At 58.6% G+C, this 20,615-nt stretch carries 24 protein-coding genes, 1 tRNA gene and 1 pseudogene; 10 read left to right on the plus strand and 16 right to left on the minus strand.

The genetic code is table 11. The features are described 5' to 3' along the window. Window positions 1–120: 120 nt before the first annotated feature. The 4 genes and pseudogenes from ACS5Q1_RS36925 to ACS5Q1_RS36940 all read right to left on the minus strand — a co-directional run. Window positions 121–474: pseudogene (locus ACS5Q1_RS36925) on the minus strand (transposase); the annotation flags it as partial. 285 nt (window positions 475–759) lie between these two features. Next, a tRNA-OTHER gene (locus ACS5Q1_RS36930) sits at window positions 760–889 on the minus strand. A gap of 95 nt (window positions 890–984) precedes the next feature. After that, window positions 985–1,233: a hypothetical protein gene (locus ACS5Q1_RS36935; RefSeq protein WP_473102917.1), complete on the minus strand. Its 249-nt coding sequence runs from the start codon at window positions 1,231–1,233 to the stop codon at window positions 985–987. A gap of 65 nt (window positions 1,234–1,298) precedes the next feature. Beyond that, entirely contained in the window at window positions 1,299–2,357 is a 1,059-nt protein-coding gene (locus ACS5Q1_RS36940) for a class I SAM-dependent methyltransferase (RefSeq protein WP_473102918.1), read from the minus strand. Window positions 2,358–2,483: 126 nt separating this feature from the next. Between ACS5Q1_RS36940 and ACS5Q1_RS36945 the strand changes: the two genes are divergently transcribed. Beyond that, complete coding sequence (locus ACS5Q1_RS36945) at window positions 2,484–3,527, plus strand: GlxA family transcriptional regulator (RefSeq protein ID WP_473102919.1); 1,044 nt, start codon at window positions 2,484–2,486, stop codon at window positions 3,525–3,527. 73 nt (window positions 3,528–3,600) lie between these two features. Here the strand turns inward: ACS5Q1_RS36945 and ACS5Q1_RS36950 are convergent, their stop codons facing one another. Next, a complete protein-coding gene (locus ACS5Q1_RS36950; RefSeq protein ID WP_473102920.1) occupies window positions 3,601–4,431 on the minus strand; it encodes an alpha/beta fold hydrolase in 831 nt (276 codons plus the stop codon). Window positions 4,432–4,690: 259 nt separating this feature from the next. Here ACS5Q1_RS36950 and ACS5Q1_RS36955 point away from each other — a divergent pair, with 259 nt between their 5' ends. Next, window positions 4,691–4,993: a monooxygenase gene (locus tag ACS5Q1_RS36955; protein ID WP_473102921.1), complete on the plus strand. Its 303-nt coding sequence runs from the start codon at window positions 4,691–4,693 to the stop codon at window positions 4,991–4,993. Between the two features lie 211 nt (window positions 4,994–5,204). Here ACS5Q1_RS36955 and ACS5Q1_RS36960 read toward each other — a convergent pair whose 3' ends face one another. From ACS5Q1_RS36960 to ACS5Q1_RS36985, 6 genes are all read right to left on the minus strand, one after another. Then, on the minus strand, window positions 5,205–5,912 hold the full coding sequence (locus tag ACS5Q1_RS36960; protein ID WP_473102922.1) for a sigma-70 family RNA polymerase sigma factor: 708 nt from the start codon (window positions 5,910–5,912) through the stop codon (window positions 5,205–5,207). Between the two features lie 146 nt (window positions 5,913–6,058). Beyond that, the gene (locus tag ACS5Q1_RS36965) at window positions 6,059–6,445 is read right to left on the minus strand and encodes a hypothetical protein (RefSeq protein ID WP_473102923.1); all 387 of its coding nucleotides are present in this window, start codon (window positions 6,443–6,445) and stop codon (window positions 6,059–6,061) included. A 179-nt stretch (window positions 6,446–6,624) separates the two neighbouring features. Next, window positions 6,625–6,963 carry a hypothetical protein gene (locus ACS5Q1_RS36970; protein ID WP_473102924.1) on the minus strand — a complete coding sequence of 113 codons (339 nt, stop codon included), beginning with the start codon at window positions 6,961–6,963 and terminating at the stop codon, window positions 6,625–6,627. 14 nt (window positions 6,964–6,977) lie between these two features. Further along, window positions 6,978–7,286: a hypothetical protein gene (locus ACS5Q1_RS36975; protein ID WP_473102925.1), complete on the minus strand. Its 309-nt coding sequence runs from the start codon at window positions 7,284–7,286 to the stop codon at window positions 6,978–6,980. Window positions 7,287–7,361: 75 nt separating this feature from the next. Further along, complete coding sequence (locus tag ACS5Q1_RS36980; RefSeq protein WP_473102926.1) at window positions 7,362–7,877, minus strand: Hsp20/alpha crystallin family protein; 516 nt, start codon at window positions 7,875–7,877, stop codon at window positions 7,362–7,364. A gap of 91 nt (window positions 7,878–7,968) precedes the next feature. Continuing rightward, window positions 7,969–8,430: an Hsp20 family protein gene (locus ACS5Q1_RS36985; RefSeq protein WP_473102927.1), complete on the minus strand. Its 462-nt coding sequence runs from the start codon at window positions 8,428–8,430 to the stop codon at window positions 7,969–7,971. Between the two features lie 270 nt (window positions 8,431–8,700). Here ACS5Q1_RS36985 and ACS5Q1_RS36990 point away from each other — a divergent pair, with 270 nt between their 5' ends. Both ACS5Q1_RS36990 and ACS5Q1_RS36995 read left to right on the plus strand, forming a co-directional pair. Beyond that, window positions 8,701–9,177 (plus strand): c-type cytochrome, encoded by a 477-nt coding sequence (locus ACS5Q1_RS36990; RefSeq protein WP_473102928.1) that lies wholly within the window; start codon window positions 8,701–8,703, stop codon window positions 9,175–9,177. Between the two features lie 67 nt (window positions 9,178–9,244). Further along, entirely contained in the window at window positions 9,245–9,463 is a 219-nt protein-coding gene (locus ACS5Q1_RS36995) for a hypothetical protein (protein ID WP_473102929.1), read from the plus strand. Window positions 9,464–9,569: 106 nt separating this feature from the next. Here the strand turns inward: ACS5Q1_RS36995 and ACS5Q1_RS37000 are convergent, their stop codons facing one another. Continuing rightward, window positions 9,570–10,934 (minus strand): glycoside hydrolase family protein, encoded by a 1,365-nt coding sequence (locus ACS5Q1_RS37000; protein ID WP_473102930.1) that lies wholly within the window; start codon window positions 10,932–10,934, stop codon window positions 9,570–9,572. Window positions 10,935–11,155: 221 nt separating this feature from the next. Between ACS5Q1_RS37000 and ACS5Q1_RS37005 the strand changes: the two genes are divergently transcribed. Beyond that, entirely contained in the window at window positions 11,156–11,788 is a 633-nt protein-coding gene (locus tag ACS5Q1_RS37005; RefSeq protein WP_473102931.1) for an outer membrane protein, read from the plus strand. A gap of 78 nt (window positions 11,789–11,866) precedes the next feature. On the opposite strand, the gene ACS5Q1_RS37010 is transcribed toward ACS5Q1_RS37005, so the two are convergent. The 3 genes from ACS5Q1_RS37010 to ACS5Q1_RS37020 form a co-directional block, all read right to left on the minus strand. Then, complete coding sequence (locus tag ACS5Q1_RS37010) at window positions 11,867–12,835, minus strand: glycoside hydrolase family 26 protein (RefSeq protein WP_473102932.1); 969 nt, start codon at window positions 12,833–12,835, stop codon at window positions 11,867–11,869. Window positions 12,836–12,871: 36 nt separating this feature from the next. After that, entirely contained in the window at window positions 12,872–13,420 is a 549-nt protein-coding gene (locus ACS5Q1_RS37015) for a DUF995 domain-containing protein (protein ID WP_473102933.1), read from the minus strand. A gap of 102 nt (window positions 13,421–13,522) precedes the next feature. Next, window positions 13,523–14,248 (minus strand): DUF995 domain-containing protein, encoded by a 726-nt coding sequence (locus ACS5Q1_RS37020; protein ID WP_473102934.1) that lies wholly within the window; start codon window positions 14,246–14,248, stop codon window positions 13,523–13,525. Window positions 14,249–14,474: 226 nt separating this feature from the next. Between ACS5Q1_RS37020 and ACS5Q1_RS37025 the strand changes: the two genes are divergently transcribed. From ACS5Q1_RS37025 to ACS5Q1_RS37040, 4 genes are all read left to right on the plus strand, one after another. After that, a complete protein-coding gene (locus ACS5Q1_RS37025; protein ID WP_473102935.1) occupies window positions 14,475–15,557 on the plus strand; it encodes a UDP-glucuronic acid decarboxylase family protein in 1,083 nt (360 codons plus the stop codon). Continuing rightward, window positions 15,554–16,558, plus strand: coding sequence for a UDP-glucose 4-epimerase GalE (galE, locus tag ACS5Q1_RS37030; protein ID WP_473102936.1), 1,005 nt, complete (start codon window positions 15,554–15,556; stop codon window positions 16,556–16,558). The genes ACS5Q1_RS37025 and galE overlap by 4 nt, the downstream gene beginning before the upstream one ends. A gap of 26 nt (window positions 16,559–16,584) precedes the next feature. Next, window positions 16,585–18,405, plus strand: coding sequence for a glycosyltransferase family 2 protein (locus ACS5Q1_RS37035; RefSeq protein ID WP_473102938.1), 1,821 nt, complete (start codon window positions 16,585–16,587; stop codon window positions 18,403–18,405). A 416-nt stretch (window positions 18,406–18,821) separates the two neighbouring features. Further along, window positions 18,822–19,274, plus strand: a complete 453-nt coding sequence (locus ACS5Q1_RS37040) for a MarR family winged helix-turn-helix transcriptional regulator (protein ID WP_473102939.1) — start codon at window positions 18,822–18,824, stop codon at window positions 19,272–19,274. A 187-nt stretch (window positions 19,275–19,461) separates the two neighbouring features. On the opposite strand, the gene ACS5Q1_RS37045 is transcribed toward ACS5Q1_RS37040, so the two are convergent. Further along, window positions 19,462–19,734, minus strand: coding sequence for a hypothetical protein (locus tag ACS5Q1_RS37045; protein ID WP_473102940.1), 273 nt, complete (start codon window positions 19,732–19,734; stop codon window positions 19,462–19,464). Between the two features lie 580 nt (window positions 19,735–20,314). On the opposite strand from ACS5Q1_RS37045, the gene ACS5Q1_RS37050 reads away from it, so the two are divergent. Then, window positions 20,315–20,615, plus strand: a 301-nt coding sequence (locus ACS5Q1_RS37050) for a 3-hydroxyacyl-CoA dehydrogenase NAD-binding domain-containing protein (protein WP_473098798.1), incomplete at its 3' end; no start/stop codon positions are given.

Raw genomic sequence — 20,615 nt, forward strand, 5'->3', positions numbered from 1 at the left:
CCACCTGCCGCAGTTTCGCGACGATGTCCTCGGCCGTGTGTCTCTTCTTGCTCATTCGCTTGTCCTCCATTCGGCTTGAAAGCCATACATCAGGGAGGACCACTTCTCAGGGGGCAGGCCAATGGCCCGGCCGCTGTCCTTGCGGAAATTGGCGATGGTCTTGTGATCGGGAGCCAGACGGCCGGTGAGCCACATCAGCTCGATGTTGCGCTGGCTCTCCCGTTCCAGCCTCCGGCTCGACTGCACCCGGTTGAGATAGCCGTAGATGTACAGCTTGAGCAGGATGGCGGGATGGTACGACGGGCGGCCTGTGGCTTCGGGCACGACACCGTCAAAGCCGAGGCTGCGTAGATCGAGCCCGTCAACAAAAGCATCGCTGACACGGACTGGGTTGTCTTCGCCGATCCAGTCATCCAGGCGTTCGGGAAACAGCGTGCTCTGGCTGCGATCCACGCCTTCAACAAAGCGTCTCATCGGATCCCCCAAACAGTGCCGGGCAATCCTACCACTGCCTGCCTTGTCCCGCCGCCAGCGTTTTGACACAACCAGGGTCAAAACCGGCCTATCGGGATGTCTGTGTGAAGGTCAGCTTGTCCCCACATCGCGGACGTTTGTCAGCCCAGCGCGATGTGAGGCGGGGTTGCTGCCGATTGCATGAAGTTTGTCTGCTGTTACCCCTGGTGTTACCCGTAGCAAACAAGGGCGGGGAATGCAGACACAGGCAAGTTGTAAAACCCTTGCCGGTATAAGGGTTTGAGGTGGTGAGCGCACTGGGACTCGAACCCAGGACCCTCTGATTAAAAGTTAGGGCGTCGAGATGGAGAGCACAAATATTTGTAGAATGCCGCCCGTGAGGCCGTTTTTGGGAGCCTGCCACCTTAACGCGCTCGCCTCCCCGTGAATGACGGCTCCTATCACGTGCTCAGAGTGGTCCGCACCGCCTCATGCTGTCGGATCCAGTCTGCTCCATACGCCCCCCTTAGCTCATGCACACCATGGGCTCAGCAGCGGTTCACCTGAGGTCCACGCTACCGACAGTGCAGTACAGGCAATTGCCTGCTGGATGACTTGCGCCATGCTGGGATCAATGCCGTCGAACTCCTCGAGCCGGTGAACATTGGCCATGAGCTGGTCAATGGTCCGGATCTTCTCGCGCCGCAGCAGGTCCCAGGCCATGGAAGGCAGGTAGATGCCACCAATCGGCCCGGCGCAGATCTCATCAACGTGAACCATGGGACACTCCTATCTTTTCAATAGATGCTAGCTGCGAGCTATGCCTCTCAGCCCCAGCGAGCAGGTTACAGGCGGGCCTCAATAATGAGGTTGAACGGGGTCTGAGCGGCTTGGCGGATGGTTCCGAACCCAGCTGATCTCAGCACGCCTTCGAGCCTGCCCGGTCCTGCCTGGGCGCCGAGGACATGCGTTCCCTTCTCCGAGATCGCGTGAGCGCAGCATAGGGTCGTGGAAGCCGCATAGTAGAGCCGGCCGACCGGGCTGATGTTGTCCTCGACCCGGTCACCCGCATACGGCTCGATCAGCATGATCGCGCCATCCCTGGCCATCGCGGTCCTTGCATGGCGCATCGCATCGACCGGCCGGCCCATATCGTGCAGGCAATCAAAGAAGCAGATGAGATCGTAGTCGCGGCCGACATATTCGTCGGCGTTTGCGACCTCGAAGCTGACCCGCTCCTCCACCCCCGCCTCTTGGGCTACCCTTCGGGCGATCTCAATCGACCCCTCATGGACGTCGAAGCCCCAGAAGCTGCTCTCGGGGAAGGCTTTGGCCATCAGCACCGTCGAGTGACCGTGCCCGCAACCGACATCGGCGACCTTGGCCCCCTTTTCGAGTTTGTCCGTGACACCCGAGAGGGTCGGCAGCCACTCCTGGACAAGGCTCGCGCTGTAGCAGTTGCGGTAGAATGCGGCGACGCCGCAGAAGAGGCGGTCGCTATGCTCGCCCCAGCTCACGCCCTCTCCCGACTTGAAAGCATTGAGTGTCTTTGCCTCGTCGGCCCACATGGAGGCAACCACCTGCCAGGCATGCGGCAGGAACACCGGGCTCGTGTCGTCAGCCAGGACGGCGGCCTGCTCCGGCGTGAGTTCATAGGTCGCTGAAGCCGGATGGTAGGCGACGTATCCTCTGGCCACTTGGGAGTTGAGCCACTCCCGGACATAGCGTTCGCTACAGCGGCTGCGCCGGGCGATTTCATGTGAACTCAGCGGACCACCGCCGGCCATCGCACGGTAGAGACCCAGCTTGTCGCCGAGGCTGACCATGACGCCGCCGTAGCCGGCCGAAAGCTCTCCGAGGAGACTTCCGGCCAGTGTGTCGAGCTTCTGCTGATTGATCGTCATCGTTCACTCCATCCTTGCGCTTCCGCGCTCATTGCGCCCAAGTCCAGGTCAGGATGCCGATTGGCTGGTGCGGCCGGGAGTGCGAGACTGGCCAGGAACGGTCCATTTATGCCAGGAGACCCGTCGATGCCGGAAATGGCGCGCCCGCTGCACGTCAGTCTTGTCGCCATCCCCGATGCGGTCATCTCAACCCTGACCGGGATCTACGATGTGCTGGGCTCGTTCCGCATGCTCGGCCGCCTGGAGCCCTCAATTCCTGAATCGCCGCCGTTTACTGTCGAGATCGTCGCTATCGAGCGGGGCAACGTGGCGCTGGCGAGCGGCGTCCCTGTGCAGGCGCACCGCTCCGTCTTGGAGGTCGCGGCGACCGATATCATCATTGTTCCATCGGTCCTGCTCGGGCACGACGGATGGACGCCCGGCCGTTACCCCGAGATTGTCGATTGGGCCCGGCGCATGCATACCGAGGGTGCCCTGCTCTGCTCGGCCTGCTCCGGTATATTCCTGCTCGCCGAGACCGGGCTCTTCAACGGTCGAGCGGCGACGGTGCATTGGGGCTACGCCGAGGCATTCTCAAAGGTGTTTCCTGATGTGCCTTTGAGCCCTGAGCGGGTACTGGTGGTCTCGGGAGAGCGCGAGGAGTACATCACCTCCGGAGCCTCGATGACCTGGCATGATCTCGTGCTCTATCTGATCGCCCGGCATATTGGCGCAACCGCGGCACAGACCGTGGCCCGCTACTTCGCTCTGCAATGGCACCACGACGGGCTCGCGCCCTACATCGTCTTCCAAGGCCGCCGGGATCACGGCGATGCTGCCATTGCCGAGGCGCAGGCCTGGCTTTCAACCCATTTCTCCATCGCAGGTCCCGTCGAAGAAATGGTTCGGCGTTCGGGCCTCCCCGAGCGGACATTCAAGCGGCGCTTTACAGAAGCGACCGGCTTCACGCCGATCGACTATGTCCAGCGCCTGAGGATCGAAGACGCCAAGCGCCGGCTCGAGCGCACGGATGAGCCTGCCGACGAGATCAGCTGGAGGGTCGGGTATGAGGACCCTGCCTTCTTCCGTCGCCTGTTCAAGCGCGTGACCGGAATGACGCCTAGCGCCTACCGCCGACGCTTCCAGGTGCCAAGCTTCGCTCGGTCGAACCCACGTCGACCGTCTGCTTAAGGGGCAATTCTCGTTCCATCACCGGTCCCAGTTCCCGATTCTGGATCTCTAGTCTAGCGGGTCACAAAAGACATCATCCGGCTGAGTTGCCTAGTGGACTGGCAGAGACCAGAAAGCCGGTCATGACTGCGGCGAAGCGCTCCGGCTCCTCCCAGTGTGGCGCGTGGCCGGCTCCCTCAAAGATCACAAGGTGGACGCTCGGGATTGAATGCTGAAGGATGTCCTGTTCCGTCCAAAGCGCCATGTCGTCCCGGTCGCCCCAGACCAGCAGAGTCGGTGCTGTAATGCGGGGCAACTCCGACGTGAGATCCGCCTCAAGCAGACCGGCCCATGCCGCCTTCCAGACCCGCGCCGGCACCTTGAGGCTTTCTGCCACAATCCCATCCAGCACCGGCTCCGGCAAAGTCCGGGCCAGGGTGCTCTCCTGGAACTCACGGACGAAGGCCGGGTCCACTGGGTCTGTGAGGGCCGCCAACGTGGCTGTTCCAAATTCAATGCACGCCGGATTTCGGCCTAGCGCCGCGAAGGCGCCTACCAGAATGAGGTGCGAGACTCGCTCCGGGTGATCGATCGCGAACCGCTGGGCTACTGCCGCCCCCATGGAATGCCCAACCAGAACAACCTGCTTCAGGCCAAGCAGATCCAAGAAGCTTCTGAGATCGGCGGCGAAATCGGAGAGGCGATAGCTGTCGGGAGTGCTCGCATCGCCATGGCCCCGCTGGGTGAGCGCCAGGATACGAAGCGTCCCGGGCAGGTGGGCCATGACGGGCTCGAATGAGGGGCAGGAGTCCGTGATCCCATGCAGGAGCACCACCGGCAGAACGTCGGGCGCACCTTGATCGAGGTAAGGTAGTATCACCCCATTGGGCAGGCGCGCTGTTTCGCGGACGGCAGAAAGAGGCATTGAGATCCTCATGGCCTGACAGGTGTCTGTATCCAACATGCCTTTGTGGCATGCTCGGCGCGGTGTGGCATGTCACGCATCGTCATCTGGGCAGCAATACGAAATGGGGAGGGTTATGCCAGCAGAGCTCCAAGGCGACAGCGGCGAAGTGGATCGAAGCGCTGGTGTGTTCTCGCACGTCGAACGGCAAGGTTCTCAGCAATAATCAGCCCCCGTCCCAACTGGAGCGTTTCTGCCCCATCTGATCCAGGAGCTGATCATGATCACGGCGATCGTGCGCTTTTCCCTGCCCCAGGGTCTCTCAGCTGAGGATGTGAAGTCACTCTACGAGCACTCTGTCCCGCAGTTTCGGGGGGCGCCTGGGCTCATTCGGAAATACTACCTGCACGGCGCGGATCAGACGGGAGGAGGTGTGTACCTCTGGGAAAGCCGGGAGGCTGCCGAGATGATGTACTCCGAGGACTGGCGTCAGCAGATTGCCAAACGCTTCGGCGTAGCCCCTCAGATCGAATATTTCGAGACGCCTGTTATCATCGATAACACTGCAACAGGAGGCGGATGACCGAAATCGAACTTAAGTGCGGACTTCTTGCTGGGAGTTCAGACCTTTGTTGACACGATCACCACTCAAGATCATCGCGAGCGAACGATAGACGACGGCGCGCCGTTCACGAGAGCGTGCCTGACGGCTATCTCTCAAAGCGCCAGCACTCCAGGACAAAAGCGATGAAGATTACAACGGATGCCGGCTCGGGGCGGCACCTGGGATGGGTTTATATAGAGTCGGTGGTTTTCAGATGTTGGAGCGCGGCTTGCATCAGCCGATCCGGCCCGAGATCGTGCCGGTTCTCCATCTGCAACATCGTGGCAAGCTGCGTGCGGGCGCGGTTGACCCGGCTCTTGAGGGTGCCCACTGCTACCCCGCAGAGCGCCGCCGCGTTCTCATAAGTCTCGCCCTGCTCGGCCACCAAGAGGAGAGCGGTGCGCTGTCCGGAGGGCAAACGGATCAGCGCCTCCTGAAGGTCGTCCAGCAGCAGTTTGGATTCCTGCTCAGGCTGCACCATCAGGCGCCGGGCAAAGCCACCCTCCGGGTCCTCGACCTCCCGCCGGCGCTTGCGGTGCTCGGAGTAGAAGCTGTTGCGCAGGATCGTGAACAGCCATGCCTCCAGGTTGGTCCCAGGCTGAAAATGATCCAGGCCTGCCCAGGCGCGCAGGAGGGTGCTCTGGACAAGATCGTCGCTCCGGACTGGGTCGTGGGTCAGATGCAGCGCAAAGTTCCGCAGGTGCGGCAGAAAGACGGAAAGCTGTTCCCGCATATGCTGCGAGCGGCGGCCCGCGCGAATCTCCTCAACAAGAGCGAGATGCTGTGCGTGAGAGAGCGGATGGATGTGACGGAGCCGCGCCCGCTTGCGTTGGGCAGAGCAGCTGTGATCTGCCTCCTTGAGAACGGGATGGCTGTGTTGGCGAGCGGCAGTGGTCATGGCCACGCTCCACCTTGGCAACAGCTTCACCATACACCTTCGGCTGCTTGTCAGCCAGACCGTTCCGTCGCAGCAACGCACAGCCTTGGACCACCCCAGATGAGCTTTCGGGAAGGGAAACGGATTTCTGTCCAGGTTCTCCTACCCTAAGCCGCCAGGGCGATCTCGTCCCAATGGTACGGCACGATAAAAGCCGCGGGTGCCGCTGGATCGGGGCTTCGAGCCATGTTGACCAGCTGCAGAGCCGCCTTGACCTCATCCAGGCGCGAGGGCTGGCCTGCCCGCATGCCCTCGGCGTCGGCAAGGTCGACGAGATACTCGTCCCACACCCAGCGCCCGAGGATCTCGCGCTTGCAGTCGATCGTCAGAAGCGGATGGCGCACGACGTCATCCGGCGCGCCGAAGACGGACGCTGGATTGACGAAGGCCCGGTCGAGATCCGGCAGGAAGGGAGCATCGTGGCGGCTGGAGCGGTCGCGCAGCCATGATGCCCACGGCACGATCTCGGCAGGATCGGCTCCCGCTACCCGCACGTCGGACGATCGATCCGAGCTGTCAGGTGGACGGGTGGGATCGCCCTTTCTACCTCTCTCAAGCCATTTATGCCCTATGATCGGAACAGGCGGTGGTAACGCGTTGTGTCCAATTCTGATGGTCGGCTGCTCCATTGCACTCCTCCAGGTGCAAGTCGATGATGGTTGGTTTAGAGATTTCAGCTGGCCGGGAGCGGCCCGAGCCAGAGGCACAGGCCGAGGCTTACCGTGAACAGAAGGGCCGCCTCGTCCCAGGCGGTCAGGTGCAATGCCAGCGGCGGATCCCCGCGCAGGACTGCCAGGCTGAGCGAGGCGATCCCAGCCAGAAACAGCAGACCGGCGAACGCGAACGGCATCAGAGGCACCGGCACGAGAGAGGCGAAGCACAGGCAGAAAGCCAGTACCATACAGCCGCGTTCCAACGCCTCCCGATTGATCTCCCGCGGGTTGCGGCGGCCCTGATGCGGATCGAGCCAGTCCGGCAGGCGGGGCCAGTCGCGCGGGTTGAACGTGGTCACGGCACCCTCCCCGTTTAGTGGTGCGCGCCGCCATCGAGCGCCCGCAGGGCGTCGAGGATGTCATCCAGCGCCACGAGAGCACCGGTCCCGGGCAGCTTGCGCCAGGTTGGCAGGTTCTCCACTGCACAAGCATCCGAGACCCAAGCCGCGAGGATGGCCCGCTTCGCGCCGATACCCAAGCCAGGGTGCATCAGAACCTCCTGTGGATCCCTGAACGGCAGGGGCTTTGCCTCGGGCGTCTCACTTCGCCTGTGGGCTTGCAGTGGAGAGGGCGATGCTGACGGGTCATAGGTAGGCTGCAGGTCAACGATCACTGGATCCATGGTGTCCTTCCTCCATTGAGCAAAGGGTGGGGCCCGGGCCGCCGACCAGCTTGCCCGGGCCCGGCTCTCATGCCGCTAATGCTTGGTTTCGTCGCCCGCACGATTGATCGCGATGCGCTTCACCTCCGGGCGGCTCTCGGCCGATTTCGGCAGGGTGACGGTCAGAACGCCGTTCTTGAAGCTGGCGTCGATCTTGTCCTCCTCGACCTCCCAGGCGAGCGGGATGCGGCGCTCGAAGCGGCCGTAAGTGCGCTCGCTGAAAGCGCGCTCCTTATCCTCGACCTCGGATTTTTTCTCACCGCGGATGGTGAGGACGCCGCCACCCATCAAGATTTCGACATCCTTGTCCTCAAGGCCCGGCAACTCGGCCGAGATGCGGACATCCTTGTCGTTCTCGATGACCTCTACATGCGGCCAACTGGCCATCCGGCTCATGCTACTGAGCGGAGCCATGTCGAAGCCGCGGAAGACGTCGTCGAAGAGCCGGTTCATCTCGCGATGCAGGGTCATGAAGGGGTCACCCTCCTCGCGATAGCGGCTCGGGGTCGTCTGCTCGTTGCGACCCCAGGGAATGAGATCGCGCATGTTCATAACGAATCCTCCTTGTCTGTTCAGTTCGAGCCAAGCGGATGAGGTCAGCGCCGATCCCTGACCAGCGTCGACCTCACCCCTGATCAAGCCGTTAGGCTGCCTTGTCGTGCTCGATGGTCTTGGGGGCACCGCCGGTCCCGATCTCGATGCGACGGGGCTTCATCTCCTCCGGCACCTCACGCACGAGGTCGACCGTCAACAGGCCGTTCTCAAGCTTCGCCTCCCGTACCTTCACGTAGTCAGCGAGGCTGAAGCTCTGCTTGAAGGCGCGCGTGGCGATGCCGCGATGCAGGAACTGCCCGTTCTCCTGCTCCGGATGCTTGTGGCCTGCCACGACCAGCACGTTCTCTTTTTGGGTGATCTCGATCTCGTCGGGCGAGAACCCGGCCACCGCCATCGTGATGCGGTACTGATCATCGCCGATCCTCTCGACGTTGTACGGCGGCCAATGGGGCGAGGCGTCTTGCCGGGCCGTTTGGTCAATCAGGTCGAACAGCCGGTCGAAGCCGACCGTGGAGCGGTACAGGGGAGAGAAATCAAACGCTGTTCTCATAGCTACATCCTCCAATGAGCAACGTAACCACAAGGGCGCCGGACACCTGCCAGCGCCCGATCCGCCAAGCCATTGAGGGCCTTGGCACAAATGATGATAGGAGCGGTTTTTCGGGGTTTCAAGAGGGGCTTGCAGGCCCTCTGGGGGAGCATGAGGAATTGTGGGGCAGCTCTGCCGCACTGGGGCAGCCCTCATCTGGTGGGCCGGTTATCATGGTGTGATAGCCAGACCCTGAAATCCGGTCCATCACCGACCGCCCCACAGATCCTTATGCTCCCCGCTTTGGCAGCATGCAGCCTCTCAGTTCCGCCGGCCTTCGCACAGAGCCAAACGCAGCGCGGCGAGTACCTGGTGACCATCATGGATTGTACCGGCTGCCATACGCCCGGCACCTTCCTCGGCAAACCCGATCTGCAGCGGCCCCTGGCCGGTTCAGAAGTCGGCTTCCAGATCCCCGGCCTCGGCATCTTCTACCCACCCAACCTGACCCCTGATCCCGAGACAGGGCTGGGCCGGTGGAGCGACGCCGACATCATCACGGCGGTGCGGACCGGCGTCAGACCGGATGGTCGCCAGCTCGTGCCGATCATGCCGTCCCATTCCTACGGCAAGCTCACGGATGAGGATGCCAAAGCCCTGGCCGGCTACCTGAAGAGTCTGAAGCCGATCAGGAACCAGGTGCTGGGTCCGGTCGGGGCGAACGAGAAGCCCTCAGCGCCTTACCTGACTGTTGTCATGCCCCAATAGCCTCGGGAGCAGAGCATCCAAAATCCAGAAGCTGGCAGTCCCCGGAAAGGCACAGGAGACACCCAATATGCTCGATTCAGAACTGCAGCGGCTGCGCAACGACAACACGGTGATCGCGGATTTGATGACTGAATTGGAGAAGCACCTGACGCTGCCGCTCCCACCGGAGCCGCCGTTTCAGGTCATGGACCGCTCGCGCCCAGGCCGAAGGTTTGGTCGTGCGGCGTTCAGCCGGGCTTCCGCATCCCCGCACACCGAATGTTTACTCTGTCACGCCACGAAGTAGCGACCATCTGGGGTGCGGGTATGGGTCAGACAAGGGTGCAAGGCTAATCGGCCATTCCGTATGGAGGCGTCTGCTACATCAATTCTTTAATGACCACTTCTGTCTCTTAGACGAAGAAGAAGTCTTTATAGGACAGGGTTGATCCCTCGCCCTTCTGTAGTTTGAGGGTGGCTATTTCAACCATCGCCTTTGAACCAGACCCATCTTCATCCCAGTACAGCTTCTTAGTCTTCGGATTCCAAACGAAAAAGTCATCCTTATCCAGGGCTTTGTCCCCTGTCCGATAGAAGCCTGCCTTCATCTTGACAGGTGTCGCGAGTGAAGCAGCCTTGCCCTTGAGGAAGTTGGCAATTGCCTTGTTTGTGAAGGATACATTGTCGAACCACAGCGCATCGTATTTGGGTCCGAAATCGGAGATGATGTCTTTATGTTTATTTGCAGTGGCCTTGGAAGTTAGCTTGGTGTCGAACACGAAAGCATCTTGGTTTGTCCGTCCTTTGCCGCCATAAAGTTTGTCCTGTCCCAAGCCTCCTGAGAGGATGTCATCCCCCCCCTGCCCTCTCAGGGTGTCATTCCCTGCCTCGCCGAAGAGTTGATCGTGGCCACTCGCCCCAACAACTCGGTCGGCCTTAGCAGTCCCGATGAGGTAGTTCTGATCTAAGATACCTTTGATAGCGCCACCTTCGATGACATGGTCCACAAGGAGCCCATTAAGTTCGGCAAAGACCCGCCCAACTGGCGTGAGTTCGTTACTGGAATCAAAAAGGCCGCTGTTCAGGTGCCACCCATCGCCGCCCTCGTATGCGGCGAACCAAGAATGTCTTTCAACAAACGGAAGGTCGTCCATCATCTCAGTCCCAGCGCGCGCAAAAGCAGCTTGCTCGGAGGGCGTGAACCGACCCGGGTTGTCCCAGTCAGCAAGCACCCACTCCGTCACCCAAATCGGCTTCTTGTACTGCTTGTAGACAGCTTCGAGCCAGTTCTTGAAGGCATCCACATCCCCATCCGTGGAATAGTAGTGCACGGTGATGAAGTCGACCTGTAGGCCTTGCCTGTCCGCTTCAGCCATGAATCGGCCGAGCCAAGAGTCCGCACCGAGGGCACCATTCTTTGTGGTCGCAGGGGATCCAAGGTGCAGCCCTGTCGCCTGCAGTTGGGGCCAAAGTGCAATGGCTTGCTCCACAGTCATATGCGCTTGGCGAAGGTCATCAGGCTCGTTGAAGCCGAGCAGGGTTGTCGCCCCTGATGTCTTGATATGCGCCAAGGCCTGCTCGGTCAGGAAAGTCTCATCCCACACCATCGGAACAAATTGACCGCGGTCAGGCGCGATGTCGACGTCCCAGAGTGCCCGATAATCCCAATTGTAGTACCAGTTGAAGTTGGCACGGTCGACGTCATTGAGGGCTGTGCCTTGATCGTCTTTGTCCCAAAGACTGATCCCAATCTTCTCAGGATGATCAATCCGATGCATGGCTCCGGCCTTCGATGCGTCAGTTCCCTCTAGACACCACTAGGCCACAAACGTCACAAGCTTACAATCGGTAGTCCTAGAAATCGTTAATTTTGCCTCCCTATCCCATCCTGGCGCCATGACCCGAGAGCGCAGCCGGGCCGCATCTGCCATTTATGTTACCTTTTATTAAGGTTAACCAAATACTTGAGGTGGGCATCGATTTTCAATGAGAACACGACATGAGAGCCCTGCTGCTTACCACCGCGACCCTCCTCGGCCTGACCGCTAGCGCTTCTGCCGCCGATCTCCCAGCCCGGACGGTAGATTTTCCAGTTGCTGTTCCGGTCTTCACCTGGACCGGCTTCTACGTCGGTGTGAACGCCGGCTACGGCTGGAACACCAATGACAGCATCACGACGCTTGATGGCCGTCGTTTCGACCTGAACGACGAGGGCGGCTTCGTCGGCGGCGCCCAGGCTGGCTACAACTACCAGATCGGTTCGTTCGTGGTCGGTCTCGAAGGCGACATCCAGTACGCCGACTTCGGTGGTGATGATGACCTCATCCTCGCTGACGGCACGGTTGTCGGCTTCGATCGCAGCGACTGGTTCGGCACGGTGCGCGCTCGCGCCGGTGTGGCCTTCGACCGCGCCCTGATCTACGCCACCGGTGGTTTCGCCTTCGCGGACGATGCTACCGGCTGGACCGTCGGTGGTGGTCTCGAGTACGCCTTCACCAACAACCTGTCGGCCAAGGTCGAAGGCCTGTACGTTAACCTCGATCAGGACGACAACAGCATCCTGGGCTTCGACGACGATGCCGAGTTCGGCGTGATCCGTGCGGGTCTGAACTTCCGCCTCGGCACCTACTAAGACCCAGCGCGTCACGCGCTCACGAAAGGCCCGGGTCACCCCGGGCCTTTTTGTTATCGCTGCAATTGGGACCGCTGGCTAGCGCGCACTTGAGCCGGCCAAGGCGGCAGGCGGCTCTGATTTGAGCTGCGTGAGTGCAGACATCATCCTAGGGCGACACCGGAAGAAGTCGCTGTTCGCGATCCGCCAATCAGGATGGCCATAGGGTTTGGGCCAGCGCCATGTTTCTCTGTCGTTGAAGTAGACAATCGCTTCGATGCGATCGAATTTTCCAAGCCGCTCTCGAGCGCAGGAGAGCCAAGCCTCCCGGTACTCGTCGTCGCCCTCGACGCCGAACTCCGCGAGAACGATCGGCTTCCCGTTGTCCGCGACGCGGGCGTGCAGGGATCCGAACTTGTCTTCAAAACTGCGCCAATCCCGGTGATCACGATTCCAGGCCTGTGCATCGAAAAGAGTGAGCCCAATGAAATCTACGTATGTGTCGCCGGGATAATAGGCCCCCATGGTCTCCTCCCCTTTTGGGGTCCATCCGAAGCGAACATTCGGCGCATAGGGCTTGCATTGATCGACAAAGTACCGGTAAGCGCTCTTGTATGTCTCCGGCTCCTGATTGGCCCACGGGTAGCGACCTTCTTGCTCATCCATTTCGTGGCCCCAGCTCACCATCACTGGAGCAGCAGCACTGCCGATTGCATGACAGATCGATTTGATTTCCTTGTCGAATGCTCCATTTCGAACGTCTGACAGGAGAGACTCGCGTCCGTCCTTCCAATTTGCGGCGCGCGTCCAGGGCTCCACCGTCACCATGATTTGCCGGCCACGCTGTATAGCATTGGCTGCGAATGTCTTGAACTGGTCCGAGTCGAATACCTGCCAGTACACGAAGGCATGTTCGATGGAGATATCCCGTTCGTCTTTGAGAAGTTGATGGGGATCGTAGACTCCAAGTTTGGGGTGCGCCGGAGCTCCGTCGGCTTGGGCGCTCCATTGAACATTAGCCGATAACAGAACACAGGCGAGGGCGACAAGTCCAAGCTCGAGTTTCATTGGGATAGCCTCACGTGAAGCACGGATGATGGACTTTCACTTCCGCTTCTGGTCAGACGACGCCTGTTGCGACCGCAGCAGGGCTGCCACACGGTTACCGTCAACGATCTTGTTGAACTCGTCTGCTTCGCCGACAGGGGAACGCTTGAACGCATACCAGGCGCCATTGGGCTCCCGCCGCTGGTAAATCACCTCGCCCCAGACATAATGCGTGAAGCAGGTTTCGGAGCGACTCTTACCGGACTGCGTCATCCATATGCCTTGGAAGCACATTCGTCCCTTGCTGCTTGTACGCCATTTGCCATTTGTCATAGTGGCTTGAGCGCGATTGCTGCCCGACACCGCATCGAAGCGGCCGCTCGGATCCATGTAACCGCCCCCGCTCTCCCATAGCCAGGTTTTGCCGCTATATAGGCGGCGCAACTCTGTGGCAGACATTGGACGCCCTGATGAGACTTCCTTCGGCGTTGGCGCCTTCGCACCTGTCTTGGTACCAGAATCAGCAATTGCTGACTGACCAGCAACCACGAACACGCACCAGAATGTAGATAGCGCTGAGATAGTTAATTTAGGAAGGGAATTCATGTTCTTATCTTGGGCTTGTGCTGCGTGTCGCCGATTGCGGTGCCAGAGTGCCCTTGAGGAGCCCAGCCGGATCCACTGAGTAGCGATGTGTCAGATCGTGCATCACATAATGACGCCGTACAGGAATTTTGATCGGATGCTGCTCATCTTGTCGCTGATACGATTGCCTATGACGATCTTACGGAATTCGTCTTTCGGGCGAAGACGCGCGTTTCTGAACGTGTACCATTCACCATCCTGCCCCTTCTTCTGCAGGATGTCCCCATTCGCCACCTTGTGGTAGAAGCAGGTCGTTTCCGCGTTCTTGCCAATTTGCCCGTTCCAGAGCGCCTGAAAGCACAGTTCGCCTTGACTGCCTGCCATCCACCTTCCTCGAGCAAGGAACGCCGATGTCGGGGTGCTGCCGACGGCCGCAAAGAATGAGCCGCTAGAGTCGAAATATCCGCCTCCATCAGACCAGACCCAAGTCTTGCCACTGTAGATTTGTCTAAGTTCGCCCTCGGTCAGCACGCGCTCGTCCGATCGTCCGAGCCCCGTGATCGGCTGCGTTAGAGCGGGAACTGCCGTTGCAACTGGAGTGTTCCGGTTGCTAGCAGCGCCACGGACCGCAGCCAGCCATACCGGTGAACGATGCGCAGTTTTTTGACGAACATCGCAACGGCAGACCATCCCCGTCTGGAGAGAGACCAGTCGGCAGTTATCGTAGAGGCTCATGTTTTGCACAGGAGGGGTGCACTGTGGGCCACGATTAGCTTGGGCGAAGGCGCTGACAGATGAAGCAAGAAGCGCCACGCTGCCCACAAGAGCGATTCCGAATGAACGGAACATTGTTCACCTCCCATAATGAGAACACAGACGTGCGTGATCATCACGCGTTAGCCGACAAGCTAGTGCGAGCGCCGAGCGCTATCAAGCGATTTTAAGAAAAATTAAATAAAATTTTACTAAAATGTGAAGGTGCGCTATGAGCTGCCGCAGAGGAAGGCTGACTGTGGCCAACGTCACCGCCCGCCGACCTTACAGACCTCCCCTCTCCTCTTGCTAGGGCAACATCATGAGCAGCGGCAGCCCATCGCACTTTCGGCAGCAAAGGCTCCATGCCTCATTTGCTTCCTCCTCGACGGACTTTTCCACAGGCGCCCCGAAAGGAAAGCGCATCCTGGTCACCGGCGGCGCTGGATTCCTAGGGTCCCACCTAGTGGAACGCCTCCTTGGCGCTGGCCACAGCGTTCTGTGCCTCGATAACTTCAGCACCGGTGCGCACCATAATCTTCAACACTTGGGCGACCGCAACGATCTTACAGTCGTAGAGCACGACATCGCGCTTCCCTTCGACTTAGGCACGTTCGACGAGATCTATAACCTGGCGTGCCCTGCTTCTCCGCCGCACTACCAAGCCGACCCAATTCAGACAACGAAGACCTGTGTTCTTGGTGCGTTGAATGTTCTGGAGGTTGCACGCAAGTCCAACGCTCGCGTGCTGCAGGCTTCTACGTCGGAGATCTACGGTGATCCGCATGTCCATCCTCAACAGGAGAGCTACTGGGGCAACGTGAACCCGATTGGGCCACGCGCGTGCTACGACGAAGGCAAACGCTGCGCCGAGACGCTCTTCTTTGATTATGCCCGCACTTATGGCCTGTGCGTGCGAGTGGCACGTATCTTTAACACTTATGGTCCGCGGATGCGTCCGGACGATGGTCGAGTCGTCTCCAACTTCATCGTGCAAGCGTTGCGCGGCGAAGACATCACGGTCTATGGCTCTGGGAAGCAGACCCGCTCATTCTGCTACGTCTCCGATTTGGTTGACGGCCTTATACGACTAATGGAATCCGCTGACAGCGTCGATTCCCCTGTTAACTTGGGCAATCCTGGTGAGTTCACCGTCGGCGATTTAGCGGCCATGGTGATCAACATGGTTGGTTCGCGGTCCAGTATCGTTTATCACCCGCTGCCGGTTGATGATCCGCGGCAGCGCAAGCCGGATATCAGCCAGGCGAAAAGGCACCTCGACTGGGTCCCAAGGGTTAGCTTACAGGAGGGGCTGGCGAAGACGATCGATTACTTCGACTCCGTCCTGGCAGAGCCTACTCTGCACGATGAGCAAGAACTCATTCACGAAGTGAGGGCCAGGTGATGCCCCACGCTATTCTTGTGACCGGCGGTGCAGGGTTCATTGGCAGTCATGTATGTAAGCTCCTGGCTGCCCGTGGTTTTGACCCTGTCACCTACGATAATCTCTCGACAGGCCACCGTGACGCAGTCCGCTGGGGACCTTTGGTGACAGGAGATATCCTTGATCGCGGAAGACTGAAACTAGCACTTGACTCGTTCAAGCCAATTGCTGTCATGCATTTTGCTGCAGTGGCGTCCGTCGCGGAGTCAGTTGCCGATCCGGCTCTGTACTACCGCAACAACGTCATGGGGACGTTGTCGCTACTCGATACATGCAAATCATCGGGGATCAACAAGGTAATCTTCTCAAGCAGTTGCGCCACCTACGGCGTACCCGCAGAACTTCCCATTCGAGAAGATACCCCACAACAACCGATCAATCCCTATGGAGGTAGCAAGTTGATCGGTGAGATGATGCTGCGCGACCTTGAGAACACCTCCGGGATGAAGTACGTCGCACTCCGCTATTTCAACGCCTGTGGTGCAGATCTCGATGGACAGCTCTGTGAGCGACATGACCCTGAGACCCACCTGATCCCGCGCATCCTCATGGCGGCCTCGGGGGTAACTCAGAACTTCGAATTGTTTGGCGAAGACTACCCTACGCGAGACGGAACATGCGTCCGCGACTATGTCCATGTCAGTGATCTCGCACAGGCGCACCTGATTGCACTGCGCTATCTCTTGGATGGAGGTGATAGTCTCGCCGTGAATGTTGGAACGGGAACTGGGCTTTCGATCCGCGAAATTGTTGGTGCGGTCACCCGTATCACCGGCCGCGCTGTCCCTACAGTGTCACGCGACCGCCGCCCGGGCGATCCTCCTGCGCTTTACGCTGATGGCGCGTTAATGCGTGAGAAACTGGGTTTTACGCCTCGCTATTCCGATATAAACACCATCATTGAGACGGCGGCCCCGCACTTCGGACTAAACCTGTCTGCTCGTCTCCAAGCGACCGCCTGAGCGTCATTCCACGGCCGAGTACTACTATGATTCCGATGCGCGTCTCCGAACTCGCGACGAATAAGCGCGAGTCGTTTCTCGTTCCGCTTCTGAGACCCACGGACAAGTTAGTGTTCGGCATGCTTGGTCTCGTGTGGCTAATCGCTCTCGCGATTTTTTGGTTGTGGTGGTTCCAGCCTGAGCACAACATCGGCACGGGCCGCTATGTGTTCGCCAGCCTCATTCTAGGCTGGCTTTCCTTTTGCCCGTTGTTCTTCTTCGTCGTGTTCTACTTCGGAAAGGTGCCGAACCCGGACCTCTCGGTACCACACGACCTTCGTGTCGCCATGGTCGTCACGAAGGCTCCAAGCGAGCCTTTTGAAGTCGTTCGTGAGACCCTAGAGGCTATGCTTCGTCAGACGTATCCTCACGATACCTGGCTTGCCGATGAAGATCCGCAATCGGAAACAATAGCTTGGTGCCAAGCGCATGGCGTCAAAATCTCGACCCGCAAGGATCGTCAAGACTATCATCGCAAGACCTGGCCCCGGCGGACGCGATGCAAGGAGGGCAACCTCGCATTCTTCTATGATCACTACGGCTATGAGAACTACGACTTTGTCTCTCAACTTGATGCCGATCACGTGCCAGATCCGACCTACCTGGAGGAGATGCTTCGGCCCTTTGCGGATCCGAGAGTGGGGTACGTCTCAGCGCCCAGTATCTGCGATAAGAACGCCGCTTCAAGCTGGTCGGCGCGCAGCCGTCTGTTCATTGAGGCTCCGATGCACGGCGCGATGCAGGCGGGATATACGGGCCTTCTGACTCCCCTTTGCATTGGATCGCATTATGCGGTCCGTACCAAGGCGCTCAAAGAGATTGGCGGATTAGGCCCTGAGTTGGCTGAAGACCACTCGACGACTTTGTTTATGGCGGCGCATGGCTGGCGTGGCGTTCATGCCATGAATGCCATTGCGCACGGTGATGGACCGGCAAATTTCGCAGATCTCGTTACCCAGGAATTTCAGTGGTCGCGCAGCTTGGTGACACTTCTCCTGCAGTACACGCCCAGTCTGTTCGGCAGGCTGCCGCTACACCTGAAGTTTCAGTTTCTCTTCTGCCAACTCTGGTATCCACTTCTGGCCTTCACATCGTTGGCGATGTTTGTCACGCCGGTCGCGGCCCTCGTGTTTGATTTCAATCTTGCAGGCGTTACTTACCCAGATTTTATCCTGCACGCTGCACCGCCTGCCCTGGTACTCACAGCTGTCATTATTCGCTTAGCTCGTCTTGGCCATTGCCGGCCGGCGGTGACAAAAGTACTCAGCTGGGAAGGCGCCCTCTACCCTCTCGTCCGGTGGCCGTGGGTTCTGATCGGAACAGTTACTGCTCTCCGGGATTGGTGGACCGGTGCTGCCGTTGAGTTTCGCGTGACGCCCAAAGGATCAGCGGCGGATGCTGCGCTGCCTGTCCGCGTCGTGCTTCCCTTTGTTGTGTTGAGTGTTGGATCGGCTCTGCCAGCACTCGTCCTCAGCAGCGTAACAAACGCCCAGGGGTTTTATTTCATCGCTCTCCTGAACGCGATATTTTATACGGTTCTTACTCTGGTGATTTTCATCCGGCACAACAACGAGAATAATCGGCCTCAGGTATTCTCTCTCACGGCAAGCAAGAGCCAGCCAGTTCTGCAGGCAATAGCGGCTATCGTCATCCTTGTGCCGCTGGTCGCAATCCCTACGCGCCTCCCAACAGGGTTGAACGCCATTCTTGAAGGAAGCGAGAGAGTGCTTCCCTCTCAGTATCTGCGCCGCTATGGGGTCCAAGTCGGTTCTGCTGCGGTGCGTATGTTACTTTCACGGGCTTCGTAGGCGTGATCATTGGGTGGAAGGCCCTTGGAAGGGATACTCAAGCGTTTAGTAGGCCCAATTCCTCTCACATGCGTAGGAATACTTACTTATAGCTACTCAAATGGGCCGAGGTGAGTCATAAGCGCCACTGTGTGGCGACCTACCGTAATGGTGGATACTCACCTACCGTAATGGTGGATACTCATAAGAGTGCTCTGATCAAGCGGAGATCGACCTTTCCCAAGCTGCGCTTTTGTGACATCCAAGAAGCACGACCGATTTAAGGAGAACGGATCCTTGAGGAACGCTGACATGACACAACATAGTGACAGAATTTTCAAGTAGGAAATCATATACAGCCCGCACCGGTTGAATATAAAAACGGGCTTATACCAGAATGCCTTCCTATAAATCAGCTAGGTAATGTGTGAACAACAATGAAAGAAGAATACCTTGCTGTCATAGCCCTAGCAGAGCGTCTGCATCGCCGCACACTCGACGTTCTACAACTTGAGCTTACGCGGCTCAAAGTAGCCGACGTCAGTGCGGTTCAGGCGATGATCCTGCTCAATATAGGTCCGGAGGAAGTTACGGCGAAGGACCTCATGGTTCGAGGCAGCTATCAAGGCTCGAATATTTCGTACAATCTCAAAGGTCTGACGGAGCGCGGTTACATCACTCAGACACGCTCAGAAGCGGATCGAAGGGTCATCATGATAAAGCTTTCGGCAAAAGGAAGCAGACTTTTAAAAGATCTCAATAAACTCTTTGACCGTTTGACCGCCAGCCTTGCTGAGCATTCCATTGACGAAGGAATGCTTAAGCAAAGTAGAGCAGCACTGGACAAACTGGATCAATTCACCAGCCGTCAGAGTAGCAGCATCTTGTGACGAGGGAACTTGTTGCATTGCGCGCAGGAGGATTCGCTGGCACAGGTCAATCATGCTTGGCGCGAAACTGTGTGGGAACGCGGAGGGGCTAGAAGGTATCAGGTCGCGGCCTTAGGTAGCCCCGGCGAAGTTCATCGTGATTTCGCCAGGGGTCTCAGCTCACTTCGCTTCGAGCCCTGTTCTCGCCCTAAGCCTGGAGCAATTCGTTTGGCTCATTTGGGATGGGGGCGGCACTATTTGACTTGCTTGACCCACTGGGAGAATACGGCTCCTCCGTTGCGGATTCATCTTGCAGCGACGGAGTAAGATAGGGGTTAATAGCACGCTCAATCCTGTCGAGCATATCTTCAACCCACCAAGCATCATCTCCGTGGTCTGCCGCGCCCCCATTTACTTTATCTCGGAAAGGCTTGATGAGCTTGTCGGCCAGTGAAGCCCTTGCGGCGTCGTCGCTTTTCATGGCAATTTCGGTTTCTGAACTCTTCGGATTTTACCTCTCCCCTAAAGGTGACATTAGTGCAAGCATAATGATGCGCTGGATATGAACAAGGCAGGCATTTTGTGGAACTAAGTAAATTGCGAAGCACATTGACCAGGTGCCCTAATAACTAGGTTAACCAAATCCCGAGCTATTCCGCTTCTACGAGCGAGATAGTTCAGATGTGTATACAACTTCTCCTGATGGTGGGCTGCCGCCTTGATCTCACGTCATCAGCATGCCTAAAAGAAACTCTCAATCGAGTGCTACTGGCTCTGGATCATCACTAAGAAGCTGACCTTGCGAGCGGGAGCCGAATAGCAACTGGCCGGCTCTGCCGTGGGCGTTAGCCTGTAAACGCACAACACATGCGCCACGATAATATTTTTGGCAGCGGATGATTGAATCGAGAAAAAGTGTCTCGGTGAAACAGGATAAAGTGGAAAGCCGAAATCCTTGTGAGTGTCTCTGACGTGAGAGATTGTGTTCTTGGTCGGCTTCCGTGTAGGTCTTTCCCAACGCGAGGTCGAGTAAGCAACAGTTTCACAGTAAGGGATTACAAATGCGTGTCGCGATGATCGGAGCGGGCTATGTCGGCCTGGTCTCCGGCGCCTGCTTTGCGGACTTTGGGCATGAGGTCTGCTGTGTCGACAAGGACCCGGCCAAGATCGAGGCTCTCAACCGGGGCGAAATCCCGATCTTCGAACCGGGCCTGGCCGAACTCGTCGCCAAGAACGTGCGCGAGGATCGCCTGACCTTCACGACCGACCTGTCGCAGGCGGTCAGGAGCGCCGAGGCGGTCTTCATCGCGGTCGGCACCCCGTCCCGCCGCGGCGACGGCCATGCCGACCTGTCCTACGTCT

Source organism: Microvirga sp. GN3, assembly GCF_055792825.1.

Bases quoted from the DNA above. Each gene is read 5' to 3' on its own strand.
- ACS5Q1_RS36935 (WP_473102917.1), bottom strand. From the start codon at position 1,233: ATGGTTCACGTTGATGAGATCTGCGCCGGGCCGATTGGTGGCATCTAC.
- ACS5Q1_RS36940 (WP_473102918.1), bottom strand. From the start codon at position 2,357: ATGACGATCAATCAGCAGAAGCTCGACACACTGGCCGGAAGTCTCCTC.
- ACS5Q1_RS36945 (WP_473102919.1), top strand. From the start codon at position 2,484: ATGCCGGAAATGGCGCGCCCGCTGCACGTCAGTCTTGTCGCCATCCCC.
- ACS5Q1_RS36950 (WP_473102920.1), bottom strand. From the start codon at position 4,431: ATGCCTCTTTCTGCCGTCCGCGAAACAGCGCGCCTGCCCAATGGGGTG.
- ACS5Q1_RS36955 (WP_473102921.1), top strand. From the start codon at position 4,691: ATGATCACGGCGATCGTGCGCTTTTCCCTGCCCCAGGGTCTCTCAGCT.
- ACS5Q1_RS36960 (WP_473102922.1), bottom strand. From the start codon at position 5,912: ATGACCACTGCCGCTCGCCAACACAGCCATCCCGTTCTCAAGGAGGCA.
- ACS5Q1_RS36975 (WP_473102925.1), bottom strand. From the start codon at position 7,286: ATGGATCCAGTGATCGTTGACCTGCAGCCTACCTATGACCCGTCAGCA.
- ACS5Q1_RS36980 (WP_473102926.1), bottom strand. From the start codon at position 7,877: ATGAACATGCGCGATCTCATTCCCTGGGGTCGCAACGAGCAGACGACC.
- ACS5Q1_RS36985 (WP_473102927.1), bottom strand. From the start codon at position 8,430: ATGAGAACAGCGTTTGATTTCTCTCCCCTGTACCGCTCCACGGTCGGC.
- ACS5Q1_RS36990 (WP_473102928.1), top strand. From the start codon at position 8,701: ATGCTCCCCGCTTTGGCAGCATGCAGCCTCTCAGTTCCGCCGGCCTTC.
- ACS5Q1_RS36995 (WP_473102929.1), top strand. From the start codon at position 9,245: ATGCTCGATTCAGAACTGCAGCGGCTGCGCAACGACAACACGGTGATC.
- ACS5Q1_RS37000 (WP_473102930.1), bottom strand. From the start codon at position 10,934: ATGCATCGGATTGATCATCCTGAGAAGATTGGGATCAGTCTTTGGGAC.
- ACS5Q1_RS37005 (WP_473102931.1), top strand. From the start codon at position 11,156: ATGAGAGCCCTGCTGCTTACCACCGCGACCCTCCTCGGCCTGACCGCT.
- ACS5Q1_RS37010 (WP_473102932.1), bottom strand. From the start codon at position 12,835: ATGAAACTCGAGCTTGGACTTGTCGCCCTCGCCTGTGTTCTGTTATCG.
- ACS5Q1_RS37015 (WP_473102933.1), bottom strand. From the start codon at position 13,420: ATGAATTCCCTTCCTAAATTAACTATCTCAGCGCTATCTACATTCTGG.
- ACS5Q1_RS37020 (WP_473102934.1), bottom strand. From the start codon at position 14,248: ATGTTCCGTTCATTCGGAATCGCTCTTGTGGGCAGCGTGGCGCTTCTT.
- ACS5Q1_RS37025 (WP_473102935.1), top strand. From the start codon at position 14,475: ATGAGCAGCGGCAGCCCATCGCACTTTCGGCAGCAAAGGCTCCATGCC.
- ACS5Q1_RS37035 (WP_473102938.1), top strand. From the start codon at position 16,585: ATGATTCCGATGCGCGTCTCCGAACTCGCGACGAATAAGCGCGAGTCG.
- ACS5Q1_RS37040 (WP_473102939.1), top strand. From the start codon at position 18,822: ATGAAAGAAGAATACCTTGCTGTCATAGCCCTAGCAGAGCGTCTGCAT.
- ACS5Q1_RS37045 (WP_473102940.1), bottom strand. From the start codon at position 19,734: ATGAAAAGCGACGACGCCGCAAGGGCTTCACTGGCCGACAAGCTCATC.